The sequence below is a fragment of the Streptomyces sp. NPDC003036 genome, assembly GCF_040611175.1.
Lineage (GTDB): Bacteria > Actinomycetota > Actinomycetes > Streptomycetales > Streptomycetaceae > Streptomyces.
In genome coordinates, this window is sequence record NZ_JBEXNO010000058.1 from 1 (window position 1) to 14,010 (window position 14,010).

Below are 14,010 nucleotides of genomic sequence, written 5' to 3' on the forward strand. Positions count from 1 at the left end.
GGGGGGGGCTCTCGGTTGGGTGGTGGTGTGTTGGGTGGTCGCCGGGGGGGGGGGGGGGGGCGCCGGGGGGGGGGTGGCGGCGCTGTTTCGCCGCCCCCCCCCCCCCACGACGAGGGCGGCCTCGACGTCGCCGTGGGGGGTGGTGACGACGGCGGGGCGGCCGTCGAGGGCGCCGCCGCCCGGCTCGGCGAGCGTCGCGGGGGAGGCGGTACGCACCACTCCCTCGGGCAGGCGGGAGGCGAGCAGCTCGACGAGCGTGGCCCGGGGCAGCACGACGAGCGGCCCGCCGAAGCGTTCCGCGGCGGCCCGGGCGTTCGTACGGGCGAGCCAGCGGCCGCGCGGGGTGCGCAGGCCGCCGTCGCCCTGCCAGGCGGCCAGGGCCCGGACGTCGTCGCCGAGGCCGATGACGTCGAGGGCGCGCAGGGAGTTGGGCGCCAGGCTGATGGCGGCGCCGACGGGCCTCAGCGAGGCGGCGCGCTCCAGGACGGTGACGCGCCAGCCGCGCCGGTGCAGCGCGACGGCGGCGGTGAGCCCGCCGATGCCGCTGCCGATGACGACGGCGTGGGGCGGGGTGGTCGGGTGGGTGTCCATGGCTCCTCCGGCGATCCGGGCGGATGGGATGGAACGGAACGGCGGAACTACAGCTGTAGTGCCGCGCCACTCACCGTACTACAGCTGTAGTGACGGCGGTAGGTTGTCCGTATGACCGCACGCGCCGAACTGATCGCCGACGCCGCCCTCGCCCTCCTCGCCGAGCGGGGCATGCGCGGCCTGACCCACCGCGCCGTGGACGAGCGCGCGGGCCTGCCGCAGGGCTCGACGTCCAACCACGCCCGCACCCGCCAGGCCCTGCTGGAGGCGGCGGTACGGCGGCTCGCGGACCGCGAGGCGCAGGTGATCGGCCCGGAGGAGCTCGGGGCGATGGCGGACGGCGACGGGGAGCCGAGCACTCAGGCCCGAGGCGGCTCCGGCGACGAGCGGGGGCGGGGCGAGGGCGGCGGCGACGCGCTCGGCGCCCTGCTCGACACGCTCGCCCTGGCGCTGCACCGCTACCTCACCCGCCACGGCGACCTCCTCGTCGCCCGCTACGAGCTCGCGCTGGAGGCGACGCGGCGACCCGAGCTGCGGACCTTCTACGACGAGACCGGCCGCCGGTTCCGGGAGCCGCTGACCGCGCTGATGCGGGCGGCCGGCTCCACCGATCCCGAGCGCCACGCCCTGTCGCTGGTGGCGTGGTGCGAGGGGCTGATGTTCTCCTGCGCCGCGGGCGCGTACCACTCGGCCGTGCCGGGCCGGGAAGAACTGCGGAGCGGTTTCGAGGAGTTGCTGCGCGGCATGCTCGGCCGATAACCCCTGGCGGCGGGGCGGACGGTCGGCGAGGATGCCGGACATGACGACAACCGAACAACCCGAACGGGACCCGCGCCTCGGGCCCTCCGGACTCGCCGGCGAGCGCGAGATGCTGGACGGCTGGCTGGAGTACCACCGGGCGACACTGGCCAAGAAGTGCGAGGGCCTGGACGACAAGCAGCTGCGGGAGAGGTCCGTCCCGCCGTCCGAGCTCTCGCTCCTCGGCCTCGTACGGCACATGGCCGAGGTCGAACGCGCCTGGTTCCGCCGCGTCCTGATCGGCGAGGACGCCGACCCGATCTACTACACCGAGGAAGACCTCGACGGGGACTTCCGCACCTCCGAGGACGACACCTGGGAGGAGGCGTACGCCACCTGGCAGGCCGAGATCGCGCAGGCCCGCGACATCGCCGCCGCGCACGCCCTCGACGATGTGGCCGTACGCCCGGACCGCCGCAGCGGGGAGCCGCTCAACCTGCGCTGGATCTACACGCACATGATCGAGGAGTACGCGCGCCACAACGGCCACGCCGACCTGCTGCGCGAGCGCGTCGACGGCGCGACCGGCGACTGACCGTCGCCCGCGCGACGGCCATCACCCGTGCGGATCAATCAGCGCGCGTAGGCGTCCCGAACGCGCCCCGGAACCACCACAGTTACGGGGTGCAACGAACGAGAACCACCGCGAGGATCCTGGCCACCGTGGCGATGGCCGCCGTCTCCGGCTGCGTGGCCGTCGAGCCGCACCCCGGTTCCGCACCGGCCGTGCCGGAAGCGAGCCACCCGGCGTCGCGGGGCGCCGCACCGCAGATCGTCGAGGGCCCGGCGCGCGAGGCGCTGGAGGCCGCCCTGCCGTCACCGCCGGCCGCCCCCACCCGGCCCCCGTCCGCCGCGCAGGACCGGCGGAAGCCCGCCGGCGCCCGCGCGGTGCCCGGCGGCGGCCCGCACCGCGACGACCGGCCGCCGCGCCGTGCGCCGCGCGCGCCGGGCGTCCCGGACGCGGACGAACTGCGCGCACGGCTCCCCAAGGTCCGCCCTCCGGCCCGGCCGCCCCTGCCCGTCACCGTGCCGGACGTGTGCGCCCTCGGCGAGGACTACGGCGGCTGGCAGCGCAGCAGCCAGGAGGCCCGGGCCTGCCGGGAGGCCTACGGCCACTGACCACCACCCGGCTCGCGGAGGGGGGCTCGCGGAGGCGGGCTCGCGGACGCGGCTCAGTCTCCGCGCAGCCGCCGGTCCAGCCGCTCGATGGCCGCGCGGACGCCGTTGCCGTACCCGCCGGGGTCCAAGGACTCCGAGGCGGCGCGGGCGCGGTCGAGATGGGCCCGGGCGGCGTCCGGGCGGTGCAGTTTCAGGTAGTCGGCGGCGAGGTTGAGGTGGAGCGAGGGGTACAGCGCCCGCAGCGCCGCAGCGGCGGGGCGGGCGGACCGCCCCTCCTCGGCGCCCGGGCCCTCGGCCTTCCCCTCGGCGCCCCGGAGCTCGGCCTCGGCCACGACCTCGGTCTCGCCCTCGGCCGCGCTGAGCGCCCGCAGGTCCCAGGCCAGCTCGTCGTCGGGGTCGTCCTGGGCGTCGGCCAGGCAGTGCGCGAGCGTGCAGCGCTGGAGGGGGTCGCCGTCCGCGCCGATCTGCTCCCACAGCGCGGCGAGGCGGTTGCGGGCCTCTTCGCGGTCCCCGCCGTGGAGCAGCATCGTCGCCTGCCCGATCCTGGTCATGACGGCGTCGTCCGGCGCCGCCTCCTGCTCCTGCTGCTGCTCACGCACTGCGGCCTCCGCTCGTCGGTCCTGCCTCCTCCGACGCTAGCGGCGGGTGTCCGGCACGCTCGGGAAGCGGGCCCGTAGGGCCCGTCTTCCGAGAGGCGTCAGCCGCCCAGGTTGGGGATGCGCCAGTCGATCGGGGCGTGGCCCTGTGCCTTGACCGCCTCGTCGATCTGCGTGAACGGACGGGAGCCGAAGAACTTCTTCGCGGAGAGCGGCGAGGGGTGGGCGCCCTTGATGACGACGTGGCGCGTCTCGTCGATCAGCGGCAGCTTCTTCTGGGCATAGTTGCCCCACAGGACGAAGACGGCCGGATCGGGCCGGGAGGCGACGGCGCTGATCACCGCGTCCGTGAACTTCTCCCAGCCCTTGCCCTTGTGGGAGTTGGCCTCGCCGCCCCGCACCGTCAGAACGGCGTTGAGCAGCAGCACGCCCTGCCGGGCCCACGGCATGAGGTAGCCGTTATCGGGCACGGGGTGCCCGAGCTCCTCGTGCATCTCCTTGAAGATGTTCCGCAGGGAGGGCGGGGTCTTGACGCCGGGCCGCACGGAGAAGCACAGCCCGTGCCCCTGCCCCTCGCCGTGGTACGGGTCCTGGCCCAGGACGAGGACCTTGACCTGGTCGTACGGGGTGGCCTCGAGCGCGGCGAACACCTGGTCGTGCGGCGGGTGGACCGGCCCCTTGGCCCGCTCCTCCTCGACGAACTCGGCGAGCAGCTTGAAGTACGGCTTCTCCAGCTCGTCGCCGAGGACGCCGCGCCAGGACTCGGGCAGCGTGTAGGTGTCGGTCACGTCAACAACCTCCGGTGTGTGATCGTCTCTCGTGACAGAAACTACCGGCCACCACTGACAACCGGTCCGCCGCCTCCCGTCGGCAGCCTCCTGCCGGCCCTCTCCTACCAGCTGGCCTTCCGCTCCAGCTCCCACATCTGCATGACGGTCTGCGGGTCGAGCGCCCGCTCGCCGCCCGCGATCTCCTCGGTCGCCGCCACGTACAGCTTGCCCTGCCACAGCGGCAGCAGGCGGACGTCGTCGACGAGGATCTCCTGGGCCTTCTCGAACTGCTTGGCGACCGCTCCGCGGTCGCTCTCGCGGCGCGACAGGGGCAGCAGCTGCTCGGTGATCTCGGGGCGCACGTACGGCGTCGCGTGGACGTTCTCCTCGCCGACGAACGGCGCGACGAAGTTGTCCGGGTCCGGGAAGTCGGGGAACCAGCCGCGGCCGAAGACCGGGTACTCCCGCTTCTGGTAGCCGGCCTGGAAGTCCTTCCAGGCCTTGCTCTTCAGCGTGATCTTGAAGAGTCCGGACGCCTCGAGCTGCCGCTTGAGCTCCGCGAACTCCAGAGCGGTGGCGGAGCCGTAGCGGTCGGTGGTGAACCAGAAGGTCAGCTTCACCGGCGCGTCGACGCCCGCGTCGCGCAGGATCTTCTTCGCCTTGTCGACGTCCGGCTCGCCGAACCGGTCGAAGAACTCGGTGGTGTGCCCGGCGATGCCCTTCGGGACCATGGAGTACAGCGGCTCGGCGGTGCCCTGGTAGACCTTGGCCACCAGCGCCTCGCGGTCCACGACCTGGGCGACGGCCTGCCGTACCGCCAGCTTGGAGACGGAGGGGTCCTCGGCGTTGAAGACGAGGTAGCGGATGTCGGCGCCGGTCGACTCGACGAGCTGCAGCCCCTCGTTCGCGGGCTTCCGCTCCCGCAGGTCGACGACCTCCTCCGCGGTCAGACCGCGGTACGTGGCGTCGATCTCCTTCTTCTTCAGCGCCTCGACCATCGCCTCGGACGCACCGAAGTAGCGGATGGTGACGCCGTCGTTCTTGCGGTCGGCGAAGCCCTTGTAGTTCGGGTTCTTCGACAGCTCGGCCTTGACGCCCTCCTCGTACGAGTCGAGGACATAAGGGCCGGAACCGGTCAGCTTGCCGTCCTCGCGGAGCTTGTCCTCGGGGTACTTCGCCGGGTCGACGATCGACATGGCGGGGGTGGCGAGGATGAACGGGAACGTCGCGTCCGGTTCCTTCAGGTGGAAGACGACGGTGGCGTCGCCGTTCGTCGCGACGCGGTCGAGCGAGCCGAGAAGGCCGCTGGGGCCGCCCTTCGCGTTGATCTTCCGGATCCGGTCGATCGAATGCTTCACGGCCTGCGCGTTCAGCTTGCCGCCGTCGGAGAACGTCAACCCGTCCTTGAGGTCGCACTGGAAGACCTTGCTGGACGCGTCGGTGAACTTGCACTCGGCGGCGTCGGGCTGCGGAGTCGTGCTACCGGTGGGGAAACTCAGCAGGGTCTGGAAGACATTCCGGTACAACTCCCATGAATTGTCCCAGGCGGCTGCGGGGTCGAGCGTGGTGGGTGCGCTCGTCGTACCGACAACGATCTTGTCCTGCCCATCGGTCTCGCCATCGGAGAAGAGGCCACAGCCCGCCAGCAGGGATATGGACGCAAGGGCTGCAGCGGCCTGCAGGCTGGTCCGGTTGAACACGTGCACGCTCCTCGTTCAGCCATGGGTCGGCCGACCATACCGCAGCGCCCCGCCCGGTCAATGCGCAGGCCCGGCGGGGCGCTTGGGTAAGCAACAGTCAATCGGAACAATCCGGCTCAGCCGACCCCGGCATTCAGGAAAATTCCCCCATCGACGACGAGCGTCTGGCCGGTGATCCAGTCCGACTGCCCGGAGGTGAGGAATGCGGCGGCGCCGCCGATATCCGCCGGGACACCGAGCCGGCCGAGCGGATATCCGGCCGTGACCTCCTCCTCCCTCCCCTCGTAGAGGGCGGTGGCGAATTTCGTCTTCACGACCGCGGGGGCGATCGCATTGACCCGGACGAGCGGAGCGAATTCATGGGCGAGCTGCAGGGTCAGATTGACCATGGCCGCCTTGCTCATGCCGTACGCGCCGACGAAAGGCGAGGCGGTGAGACCGGCGATGGACGCGATGTTCACGATCGCACCGCCGTGGTCCTTCTGCCACGCCTTCCAGGTCTGCTGGGCGAAGCCGAGCGCGGAGATCACGTTGGTCTCGTAGACCTTGCGGACCACGTTCAGGTCGAGCTCGGCCATCGGGCCGAAGACCGGGTTCGTACCGGCGTTGTTGATCAGGAAGTCGACGCGGCCGAAGGCCTCCATCGTGCGCTCCACGGCGAGCGCCTGGTGCGCCTCGTCGTGGGCCTTGCCGGCGACGGCGATCACCCGGTCGGCGCCGAGCCGCTCGGCGGCCTCCTTGAGCGCCTCCTCGCCGCGCCCGGTGATGCACACGCGGTCGCCGCGGGTGACGAGCGCCTCCGCGACTCCGTATCCGATGCCGCGGCTGGCGCCCGTGACGAGGGCGACCTTTCCGGACGGCTCGGGCAGCTCCTGTGCGGTCATGTCGGTGACCCTCCTCAGTTGAGCGGGCCGCCGGCCACGTACAGGACCTGGCCGGAGACGAACCCGGCGTCGTCGCTCGCGAAGAACGCGATCGCATTCGCGACGTCCTCCGGCTTGCCGACCCGCTGCACCGGGATCTGGGTGGCCGCGGCGGCCTGGAACTCCTCGAAGCCCATGCCCACGCGGGCGGCGGTCTGGGCGGTCATCTCGGTGACGATGAAGCCGGGCGCGACGGCGTTGGCGGTGATGCCGAACTTGCCGAGCTCCTTGGCGAGGGTCTTGGTGAAGCCCTGCAGCCCCGCCTTGACGGCGGCGTAGTTGGCCTGGCCCCGGTTGCCGAGCGCGGAGGACGAGGAGAGGCTGACGATCCGGCCGAATCCGGCGTCGACCATGTGCTTCTGGCACGCCTTGGCCATCAGGAACGCGCCCTTCAGGTGCACGTTCACGACCGTGTCCCAGTCGGACTCGCTCATCTTGAAGAGCAGGTTGTCACGGAGCACGCCCGCGTTGTTGACGAGGATCGTCGGCGCCCCGAGCTCGTCGGCGACGCGCGCGACGGCCGCCTCCACCTGGGCGCTGTCGGAGACGTCGCAGCCGACGGCGATGGCCTTGCCGCCCGCCGCGGTGATCTTCTCGACGGTGTCCTTGCACGCGGCCTCGTCGAGGTCGAGTACGGCGACGGCGCGGCCCTCGGCGGCCAGTCGGACGGCGGTGGCGGCGCCGATGCCCCGCGCCGCGCCCGTGACGACGGCTACGCGCTGCTCGGTGGTGGACATGCTGGTTCTCCTCGCCCTTGGATCCCTGGGGATGCGGCCACTCGCCCCTGACACGTCCATGTCGGTGAGCGACCGCTTAGTACCTTCAGCAGACGAGACGCTAGAAGCCCTGGCACCCGGTGTCAACGGCACACCGGGTGCCCCCTGTCACGTGGCGTGCGCCCGGACCGGCGCTCAGCGCACCAGCAGGTCGAGCAGCCGCTCGGCCTCCGCCTCCGGATCGGCGGTCAGACCGGTGTGGACGGGCCCGGGTTGGACCACCGTGGAGCGCGGCGCGATCAGCCACCTGAAGCGCCGTCCGGCGTCGTCGCCCGCCGCCTGCCCCGCGTGCTCACCGCCCTGGCAGACGCCCTCCACGGCGTGCAGGGCGGCCCGTACGCCCACCACGTCGGCGTGCGGGTCCAGGGCCTTCAGCTTGGCCTCGTCGAGGTGCGTCCGCGCGCACACGTAGGACTTGGCGCGGCAGTAGACCACCACGCCGGCGTTGAAGCACTCGCCGCGCTCGACGCGCGGTACGACGCGCAGCAGCGCGTACTCGAAGACGTCCCGGTCGGTCACGTGGTGCTGTCCTTCGTGCGGTCCTGCTTGGAGGGGGGCGCCAGCCGTTCGGCGAGCCAGCCGGGGGCCCGGGAGGGCCCCGGTTCGGTGCGCTCGCCGACGGTGACGCGCTCGTGGATGGTCGCCGCGCGCGACAGGAGGGTCTCCACATAGGCGCGGCGCAGCGCGTCGGTCGTCTCGAACCCCGGCTCGTCCACGAGCCATTCGTCGGGTACGTCGGCGGCGACCTCGGTCAACAGCTCCTCGGTGACGAGCGGCGCCAGCTCGGCCGCCGCCGCGGCCACGTCCGGGCCGAAGGTGGCCAGGACGTGGTCGGAGGCGTCGTACGGCTTGGCCGCGGAGGCGGCGGCGCCCGGCCAGTTGTGGTGCCAGATCATGGTGGCGCCGTGGTCGATGAGCCAGGGTTCGCCGTGCCAGACGAGCATGTTGGGGTTGCGCCACGAGCGGTCGACATTGTTCACGAGCGCGTCGAACCAGACGACCCGCCCCGCCTCCACCGGGTCCATCGCATAGGCGAGGGGGTCGAACCCGATGGACCCCGGCAGATAGTCCATGCCCAGGTTCAGCCCACCACTCGCCTTGAGCAGCTCCTGCACCTCCTGATCGGGCTCACCGAGCCCGATGACCGGATCCAGCTGAATGGCGACCAGTTCCGGCACCCGCAGCCCGAGCCGCCGGGCCAACTGCCCGCAGACGACCTCGGCGACCAGGGTCTTGCGGCCCTGCCCCGCGCCGGTGAACTTCATGACGTACGTACCGAGATCGTCGGCCTCGACGATCCCGGGGAGCGAGCCGCCCTCACGCAGGGGCGTGACATAGCGGGTCGCGGTGACTTCTGTCAGCATTTTTGCAGGCTATCCATTCATGCAACCTTGCCACCAAGGGGCACCGCTCCTACCGAGAGCCGCGCCGTGCGGGAACGAGGACCACCGCGCGCACAGTGTCGGGCCTCGGAGGGTGGTCCCGGCGCTGGTGCGCTCAGTACTCTGCGGTTCGCAGTGGTCCCCGCGCACGCGGGGGTGGTCCCGGCATCCAGCTACCGACAAGGCGCTGCCGACGCCTCGGCCGTGCGTCCACCCGGACGAACCCGTTCCGCCTCCGGGCTCTCGCCCGCCTCCCCACCCAGGCTGGCCGGGTCCAGCAGAACGCGCTCCTCGCCGCCCTCGTACAGCCACAGCCGCCCCACGGGATCGTTGCCCGAGCCCGGGAGCGCGCGGGTGATCTCGTCCGAGGTGGTGGAGTACGCCACCGACCGGGCCACCCGGGAGGATGTGGTGAGCAACCAGCCCCTTCTCACACGCGACTTCCTCAAAAGGTCGCTGGGCGGCTGAACGCCCAGGCCGGCCCGCCCGTACCCCTGGGTGACGTTCTGACCATCGTGGAAGGGAAGCCGGAATGACCGGATCGCAGGGGACCACCAGCGCGGTGGGGCGCCGTGCCGTCGTCGCGGCGGCGGGCGGGGCGGGGCTGGCCGCCGTGCTCACCGCGTGCGGGGGCTCGGACAGCCCGGCCCCGTCCGGTGCCGGACAGCCGGCCGCCGGGACCGGCAGCACCGGCACCACCGGCGGGGCCGGGGGCGCGGGCGGCGCGGGGCAGGTGCTCGCGAAGACGGCCGACATCCCGGAGGGCGGGGGCAAGGTCTTCGGAGAGGTCGTGGTGACACAGCCGAGGGCGGGCGAGTTCAAGGCCTTCTCGGCGAAGTGCACCCACGCGGGCTGCGCGGTGAAGGACGTGGCGGACGGGGTCATCAACTGCCCGTGCCACGGCTCGAAGTTCGACGCGACGGACGGCAGCGTCAAGGCGGGCCCGGCCACGTCACCGCTCGCGGCGGCGCCGATCACGGTCGACGGCGACTCGATCAAGCTGGCGTGAGGGCAGGGCCGACCCGGGGCGGGTGACCGAGGGGCGGCGGGCAGGTCATCGCGGGGGTGCACGGAGGGGATCCCCGCGACGACCCGCCCGGACCCGATCACCGACTCCCTCAACCGATCGCCATCCCCATCGCCATCCCGGTCACCGGCCCCGTCAACCGATCGCCATCCCGGTCACCGACCCCCTCAACCGATCGCCACGCCGGTCACCAACCGGCCTCAAGCAAGGCCCTAGCTGCCGACCGCCCGCCCCACCTCTCGCAGCGCCCCCACCACCGCCCGGATCGAGGGCCGCCGGTCCGCGTCCGCGCGCCAGACCGCGTAGATGTGCCGGCGCATCTGCTGCCGTACGGGCACGAGCGCGACGCCCTCCGGCACCGGCCCGCGGCCGAGCCGAGGCGTGACGCACACACCCAACCCCGCCTGAATGAGCGCGAGTTGCGTGTGGTGCTCCCCCGCCAGGTGGGCGATGCGCGGCTCGATGCCCTTCGACCGCAGCGTGAACATCAGCCACTCGTAACAGAATTCGCCCTGGGGCCACGACACCCAGTCGTCGTCGGCGAACTCCTCCAGGTCCACCTCGGCCCGCCCCGCCAGCGGGTGGTCCGCCGGGAGGGCGACATCGGCGGCGTCGTCCAGCAGCGGCTCGCGTGCCAGCGCGCCCGGCACCGGCAGCGGCTTGTTGCTCCAGTCGAGCACCACCGCGAGGTCCATGTCGCCGCGCATGACGTGCTCGATGCCGCGCTCGGGCTCCAGCTCGCTGGTACGCACGCACAAGTCGGGGTGGTCGCGGCGCAGTCGGCCGATCGCCGCCGGGAACAGCCCCCGCGCGGCGGTCGGGAAGCCTGCCAGCCGCACCTCGCCCACCACCTGCCCGCGCTGCGCCTCTATGTCCGCCTGCGCGAGCTCCACCTGGGAGAGGATCCGCGCCGCGTGATCGGCCAGCAGCTGCCCCGCGTCGGTGAGCCGTACCCCGCGCCCGTTCTTCGCCACCAGCTGCTGCCCGACCTCGCGTTCCAGCTTGGCCAGCTGCTGCGAGACGGCCGACGTCGTCACGTGCAGTCCGTCGGCCGCGCCGGTCACCGAGCCGTGCCGGGCGACGGCGTCCAGGGTCCGCAGGCGCTCCAAGTTCAACATGTAAGCGATACTAAGCGAAGAGGTCGACGAAAACTCGCTTGTCCTACGACGTCCGGCGGACCAGGGTGGTCGCCATGAGCACCGCACCCCCCTCCGCGCCCCGGTCGGCCACCCCGACGCCCGCAGCACCCTCGGCACCCGCAGCGCCCGCCGCCCGCCGGGCCGCCCTGGACTGGCGCATCCGCTTCGCGGTGCTCGCGCTCATCTGGGGCTTCAGCTTCCTCCTCATCAAGGTGGGCACCCAGGCGTACGCCCCCTTCCACGTCACCTTCGGCCGTCTGCTGTTCGGTACGGCGGTGCTCGCGGTCGCGATGGCGGTGAAGCGCACCGCCCTGCCGCGCGGCGCCCGCACGTGGGGCCACCTGGCGGTGGCGGGGTTCCTCCTCAACGCGCTGCCGTTCTCGCTCTTCGCGTACGCCGAGCTGACGATCCCCTCGACGCTCGCCGGCATCTGCAACGCCACCTCGCCCCTGTGGGGAATGATTCTGTCCCTGGTCGCCCTCTCCGAGGACCGCCCCACCCGGCGCCGCGTCGCCGGGCTCGGCATCGGCTTCCTCGGCGTGCTGACCGTCCTCGGCGCCTGGCAGGGCTTCTCGGGGCTCGACGTCACCGGCACCGCCATGGCGCTGCTCGCCTCGCTCAGCTACCCCGTGGGCTGGATCTACGTCCGCCGTACGCTCGCGGGCCGCGGCGAGTCGCACCTCTCCCTCACCGGTGCGCAGCTGTTCCTGGCCACGCTGCAGCTGGCCGCCGTGACACCGCTGTTCACCTCGTGGCCGCAGGAATTCCCGGTCCTTCCGCTGCTCGCGGTGGTCGCGCTGGGCGCCCTGGGGACGGGCCTGGCCGTGCTGCTTCAGTACGGGATCGTCGCCGAGGTCGGCCCGACCACGGCGCAGATGGTCACCTACTTCATCCCGGTCATCGCCACCGCCGCCGGCGTGACGCTCCTGGATGAGCGGCTCACCTGGAACACCCCGGTCGGCGCCCTCATCGTCCTGGCCGGCGCGGCCCTCACCCAGAGCCGCGCCCCCCGCACCGAGCGGTCTCAGGCGTAACCGCGCGCCGGCATCGGTCCGGCGGCCGCCGCCACCGCGTCGGCCAGCGCCTCGATGTCGGCGGGCGCCAGCCCGGAGACGGTGACCCGGATCCCCGGCCCCGCCATCATGCGGAACCGCGCACCGGGGGCGACCGCCCACTCGGCGTGCAGCATCCGGGCCACCGCCCCGGTCTCGTCGGCCACGGGCACCCACACGTTCATGCCGCTGCGGCCGTGCGCCTCGACGCCGCGCCTTGCCAGGGCCCGTACGAGCGCGTCGCGCCGGTCTCCGTACGCCCGCGCGACCGCGCGCGCGTCCACCGCGCCGGTCTCCCACAGGTGGACGACCGCGCGCTGGAGCAGCAGGCTCACCCAGCCGGGCCCGAGCCCCTGGCGCCCGAGCACCCGGTCGATGGTGACGGCGTCCCCGGTGAGCGTGGCGAGCCGCAGATCGGGGCCGTACGCCTTGGCGACCGACCGCACGAACGCCCAGCGGTCCGTCACGCCCGCCAGCGGGTGCGCCGGCAGGTCGACGAAGCCGTGGCCGTGGTCGTCCTCGACGAGCAGGACCTCGGGGCGCCCGCCCAGCACCTCCCGCAGTTCCGCGGCGCGGGCGGCGCTCACCGCCGCGCCCGTCGGGTTCTGCGCCCGGCAGGTCACGATGAGCGCCCGCGCGCCGCCGCGCAGCGCGCCTTCGACCGCGCCGGGGAGCGGCCCGTCGTCGTCGACGGCGACGGGCACGGGCCGCAGCCCCAGCGCCGGTACGAGGTCGAGGAGCGAGCCCCAGCCGGGGTCCTCCACGGCGACCGTGTCCCCCGGTTTGAGGTGCGCGGCGAGGACCCGCTCGGTGGCGTCCAGCGAACCGGAGGTCACGGCGATCGGCCCGTCCGGCACGCCGTCGGCGTCCAGCGCGGCGCGCGCGAGCCGCGCGAAGTCCTCGTCCACGGGCGCCCGGCCGTACAGCACGGGCTCCTCGGCATTGCGCCGCGCCGCGGCCGCCAGCGCCTCGCCGAGCGGCGGCAGCAGCGCCGGATCGGGGTTGCCCTTCTCCACACTCCGTACGCCCTCGGGGGCCTCGATCCGGAGCGACCCGCGCACCGTGGTGGCGGGCCGGGGCCGCACCCGGCTGCCCCGGCGCCCGGCCGTCTCGATCACTCCCCGCTCGCGCAGGGTGCGGTACGCGGCGGCCACCGTATTCGGATTGACCCCTAGCTCCGCGGCCAACTCCCGCAGTGGGGGCAGCAGTTGACCGGGCTCCAGCCGACCCGTACCGACGCCCTGCTCCACGCTCGCGGCGATCTCAGATGCGCGGCGCCCTACGATCCGATAGTCTCCTAGCACAAACAGCATTATGCACTAGTGCAATGGAGTCCGCCATGCCGGAGACGACCGTCGCGTACGAACAGGGCCAGCCGTCCGAGCCGCAGAAGCCGGAGCAGCCGTCCGAGCCGGCCGGTTCCCAGGAGTCGCCCGAGCGGGAGCAGTCGTACGAGCCGACCGACCGCACCGTCCCCACCCGCGCCCGCGAGCGCGCCTCGTACGACCGCGCGCTGGTGCACTCGATCCTCGACGCGGCGTACGTCTGCCACCTCGGCTTCGTCCGCGACGGCAGGCCCGTCGTCCTGCCGACCCTCTACGGCCGCGTCGGCGAGCGCCTCTACGTCCACGGCTCGACCGGCTCGCGCCCCGTGCGCATGGCGGGCAAGCCCGATCCGGGCCTTCCGGTCTGCCTGACCGTCACCCACGTCGACGGCCTGGTGCTGGCCCGTTCCGCCTTCCACCACTCCATCAACTACCGCTCCGTCGTGGTCCACGGCACCGCCCACCAGGTCACCGACCCGGAGGAGAAGACGGCCGCGCTCGACGCGCTCGTCGACCACGTCGTCCCCGGCCGCTCGTACGACTCCCGCCCCGCCAACGCCAAGGAGCTCGCCGCGACCGCCGTGCTGCGCCTCGACCTCACGGAGGTGTCCGCGAAGGTGCGCACGGGCGGCCCGAACGACGACGCCGAGGACCTCCCGCTCCCCCACTGGAGCGGTGTCGTACCGCTGAGCACCACCTACGGCACCCCGGTCCCGTCCGACGACCTCGACCCGTCCATCGCGGTGCCGGAGTACCTCTCCGCCCTCTGAGCCCGAGGATCCCCGCGTACGGGCCGGGGTGCCGGGCACGTC

17 protein-coding genes are annotated in these 14,010 nt (G+C 72.9%); 6 read left to right on the plus strand and 11 right to left on the minus strand.

The features are described 5' to 3' along the window. A partial coding sequence (locus ABZX67_RS30540) for an FAD-dependent monooxygenase (RefSeq protein ID WP_355367048.1) occupies positions 1 to 591 on the minus strand: 591 nt, incomplete at its 3' end. Between the two features lie 111 nt (positions 592 to 702). Between ABZX67_RS30540 and ABZX67_RS30545 the strand changes: the two genes are divergently transcribed. From ABZX67_RS30545 to ABZX67_RS30555, 3 genes are all read left to right on the plus strand, one after another. Next, positions 703 to 1,350: a TetR family transcriptional regulator gene (locus ABZX67_RS30545; RefSeq protein ID WP_355367051.1), complete on the plus strand. Its 648-nt coding sequence runs from the start codon at positions 703 to 705 to the stop codon at positions 1,348 to 1,350. Between the two features lie 40 nt (positions 1,351 to 1,390). Then, positions 1,391 to 1,924, plus strand: coding sequence for a DinB family protein (locus ABZX67_RS30550; protein ID WP_355367054.1), 534 nt, complete (start codon positions 1,391 to 1,393; stop codon positions 1,922 to 1,924). An 89-nt stretch (positions 1,925 to 2,013) separates the two neighbouring features. After that, positions 2,014 to 2,508: a hypothetical protein gene (locus ABZX67_RS30555; protein ID WP_355367057.1), complete on the plus strand. Its 495-nt coding sequence runs from the start codon at positions 2,014 to 2,016 to the stop codon at positions 2,506 to 2,508. Positions 2,509 to 2,561: 53 nt separating this feature from the next. Here ABZX67_RS30555 and ABZX67_RS30560 read toward each other — a convergent pair whose 3' ends face one another. The 8 genes from ABZX67_RS30560 to ABZX67_RS30595 all read right to left on the minus strand — a co-directional run bounded on the left by ABZX67_RS30560 (position 2,562) and on the right by ABZX67_RS30595 (position 9,074). After that, positions 2,562 to 3,059 carry a hypothetical protein gene (locus ABZX67_RS30560; protein ID WP_355367148.1) on the minus strand — a complete coding sequence of 166 codons (498 nt, stop codon included), beginning with the start codon at positions 3,057 to 3,059 and terminating at the stop codon, positions 2,562 to 2,564. A gap of 146 nt (positions 3,060 to 3,205) precedes the next feature. Beyond that, on the minus strand, positions 3,206 to 3,892 hold the full coding sequence (locus tag ABZX67_RS30565) for a uracil-DNA glycosylase (RefSeq protein ID WP_355367060.1): 687 nt from the start codon (positions 3,890 to 3,892) through the stop codon (positions 3,206 to 3,208). A 104-nt stretch (positions 3,893 to 3,996) separates the two neighbouring features. Further along, positions 3,997 to 5,574, minus strand: a complete 1,578-nt coding sequence (locus ABZX67_RS30570) for an ABC transporter substrate-binding protein (RefSeq protein WP_355367063.1) — start codon at positions 5,572 to 5,574, stop codon at positions 3,997 to 3,999. Between the two features lie 116 nt (positions 5,575 to 5,690). Continuing rightward, entirely contained in the window at positions 5,691 to 6,458 is a 768-nt protein-coding gene (locus ABZX67_RS30575) for an SDR family oxidoreductase (RefSeq protein ID WP_355367066.1), read from the minus strand. A gap of 14 nt (positions 6,459 to 6,472) precedes the next feature. After that, positions 6,473 to 7,234 carry a 3-oxoacyl-ACP reductase FabG gene (gene fabG, locus ABZX67_RS30580; protein WP_355367069.1) on the minus strand — a complete coding sequence of 254 codons (762 nt, stop codon included), beginning with the start codon at positions 7,232 to 7,234 and terminating at the stop codon, positions 6,473 to 6,475. A gap of 174 nt (positions 7,235 to 7,408) precedes the next feature. Then, positions 7,409 to 7,792, minus strand: coding sequence for a DUF3037 domain-containing protein (locus tag ABZX67_RS30585; protein ID WP_355367072.1), 384 nt, complete (start codon positions 7,790 to 7,792; stop codon positions 7,409 to 7,411). Continuing rightward, positions 7,789 to 8,637, minus strand: coding sequence for a HipA family kinase (locus ABZX67_RS30590; protein WP_355367075.1), 849 nt, complete (start codon positions 8,635 to 8,637; stop codon positions 7,789 to 7,791). The genes ABZX67_RS30585 and ABZX67_RS30590 overlap by 4 nt, the downstream gene beginning before the upstream one ends. 191 nt (positions 8,638 to 8,828) lie before the next feature. After that, positions 8,829 to 9,074, minus strand: a complete 246-nt coding sequence (locus ABZX67_RS30595) for a hypothetical protein (protein ID WP_355367078.1) — start codon at positions 9,072 to 9,074, stop codon at positions 8,829 to 8,831. Positions 9,075 to 9,187: 113 nt separating this feature from the next. On the opposite strand from ABZX67_RS30595, the gene ABZX67_RS30600 reads away from it, so the two are divergent. After that, a complete protein-coding gene (locus ABZX67_RS30600) occupies positions 9,188 to 9,664 on the plus strand; it encodes a Rieske (2Fe-2S) protein (protein WP_355367081.1) in 477 nt (158 codons plus the stop codon). Between the two features lie 230 nt (positions 9,665 to 9,894). Here ABZX67_RS30600 and ABZX67_RS30605 read toward each other — a convergent pair whose 3' ends face one another. Continuing rightward, a complete protein-coding gene (locus tag ABZX67_RS30605; RefSeq protein ID WP_355367084.1) occupies positions 9,895 to 10,800 on the minus strand; it encodes a LysR family transcriptional regulator in 906 nt (301 codons plus the stop codon). 74 nt (positions 10,801 to 10,874) lie between these two features. Between ABZX67_RS30605 and ABZX67_RS30610 the strand changes: the two genes are divergently transcribed. After that, positions 10,875 to 11,855: a DMT family transporter gene (locus ABZX67_RS30610; protein WP_355367087.1), complete on the plus strand. Its 981-nt coding sequence runs from the start codon at positions 10,875 to 10,877 to the stop codon at positions 11,853 to 11,855. Here ABZX67_RS30610 and ABZX67_RS30615 read toward each other — a convergent pair. Then, positions 11,846 to 13,177 carry an aminotransferase class I/II-fold pyridoxal phosphate-dependent enzyme gene (locus ABZX67_RS30615; protein ID WP_355367151.1) on the minus strand — a complete coding sequence of 444 codons (1,332 nt, stop codon included), beginning with the start codon at positions 13,175 to 13,177 and terminating at the stop codon, positions 11,846 to 11,848. The genes ABZX67_RS30610 and ABZX67_RS30615 overlap by 10 nt on opposite strands. Before the next feature lie 35 nt (positions 13,178 to 13,212). Between ABZX67_RS30615 and ABZX67_RS30620 the strand changes: the two genes are divergently transcribed. Next, the gene (locus tag ABZX67_RS30620; RefSeq protein ID WP_355367090.1) at positions 13,213 to 13,968 is read left to right on the plus strand and encodes a pyridoxamine 5'-phosphate oxidase family protein; all 756 of its coding nucleotides are present in this window, start codon (positions 13,213 to 13,215) and stop codon (positions 13,966 to 13,968) included. Positions 13,969 to 14,010 lie beyond the last annotated feature (42 nt).

What these genes read in the sequence shown, in the direction of transcription:
- ABZX67_RS30600 (WP_355367081.1), top strand. Translation starts at nt 9,188, where the DNA reads ATGACCGGATCGCAGGGGACCACCAGCGCGGTGGGGCGCCGTGCCGTC.
- ABZX67_RS30550 (WP_355367054.1), top strand. Translation starts at nt 1,391, where the DNA reads ATGACGACAACCGAACAACCCGAACGGGACCCGCGCCTCGGGCCCTCC.
- ABZX67_RS30590 (WP_355367075.1), bottom strand. Translation starts at nt 8,637, where the DNA reads ATGCTGACAGAAGTCACCGCGACCCGCTATGTCACGCCCCTGCGTGAG.
- ABZX67_RS30605 (WP_355367084.1), bottom strand. Translation starts at nt 10,800, where the DNA reads ATGTTGAACTTGGAGCGCCTGCGGACCCTGGACGCCGTCGCCCGGCAC.
- ABZX67_RS30575 (WP_355367066.1), bottom strand. Translation starts at nt 6,458, where the DNA reads ATGACCGCACAGGAGCTGCCCGAGCCGTCCGGAAAGGTCGCCCTCGTC.
- ABZX67_RS30560 (WP_355367148.1), bottom strand. Translation starts at nt 3,059, where the DNA reads ATGACCAGGATCGGGCAGGCGACGATGCTGCTCCACGGCGGGGACCGC.
- ABZX67_RS30545 (WP_355367051.1), top strand. Translation starts at nt 703, where the DNA reads ATGACCGCACGCGCCGAACTGATCGCCGACGCCGCCCTCGCCCTCCTC.
- fabG (WP_355367069.1), bottom strand. Translation starts at nt 7,234, where the DNA reads ATGTCCACCACCGAGCAGCGCGTAGCCGTCGTCACGGGCGCGGCGCGG.
- ABZX67_RS30610 (WP_355367087.1), top strand. Translation starts at nt 10,875, where the DNA reads ATGAGCACCGCACCCCCCTCCGCGCCCCGGTCGGCCACCCCGACGCCC.
- ABZX67_RS30620 (WP_355367090.1), top strand. Translation starts at nt 13,213, where the DNA reads ATGCCGGAGACGACCGTCGCGTACGAACAGGGCCAGCCGTCCGAGCCG.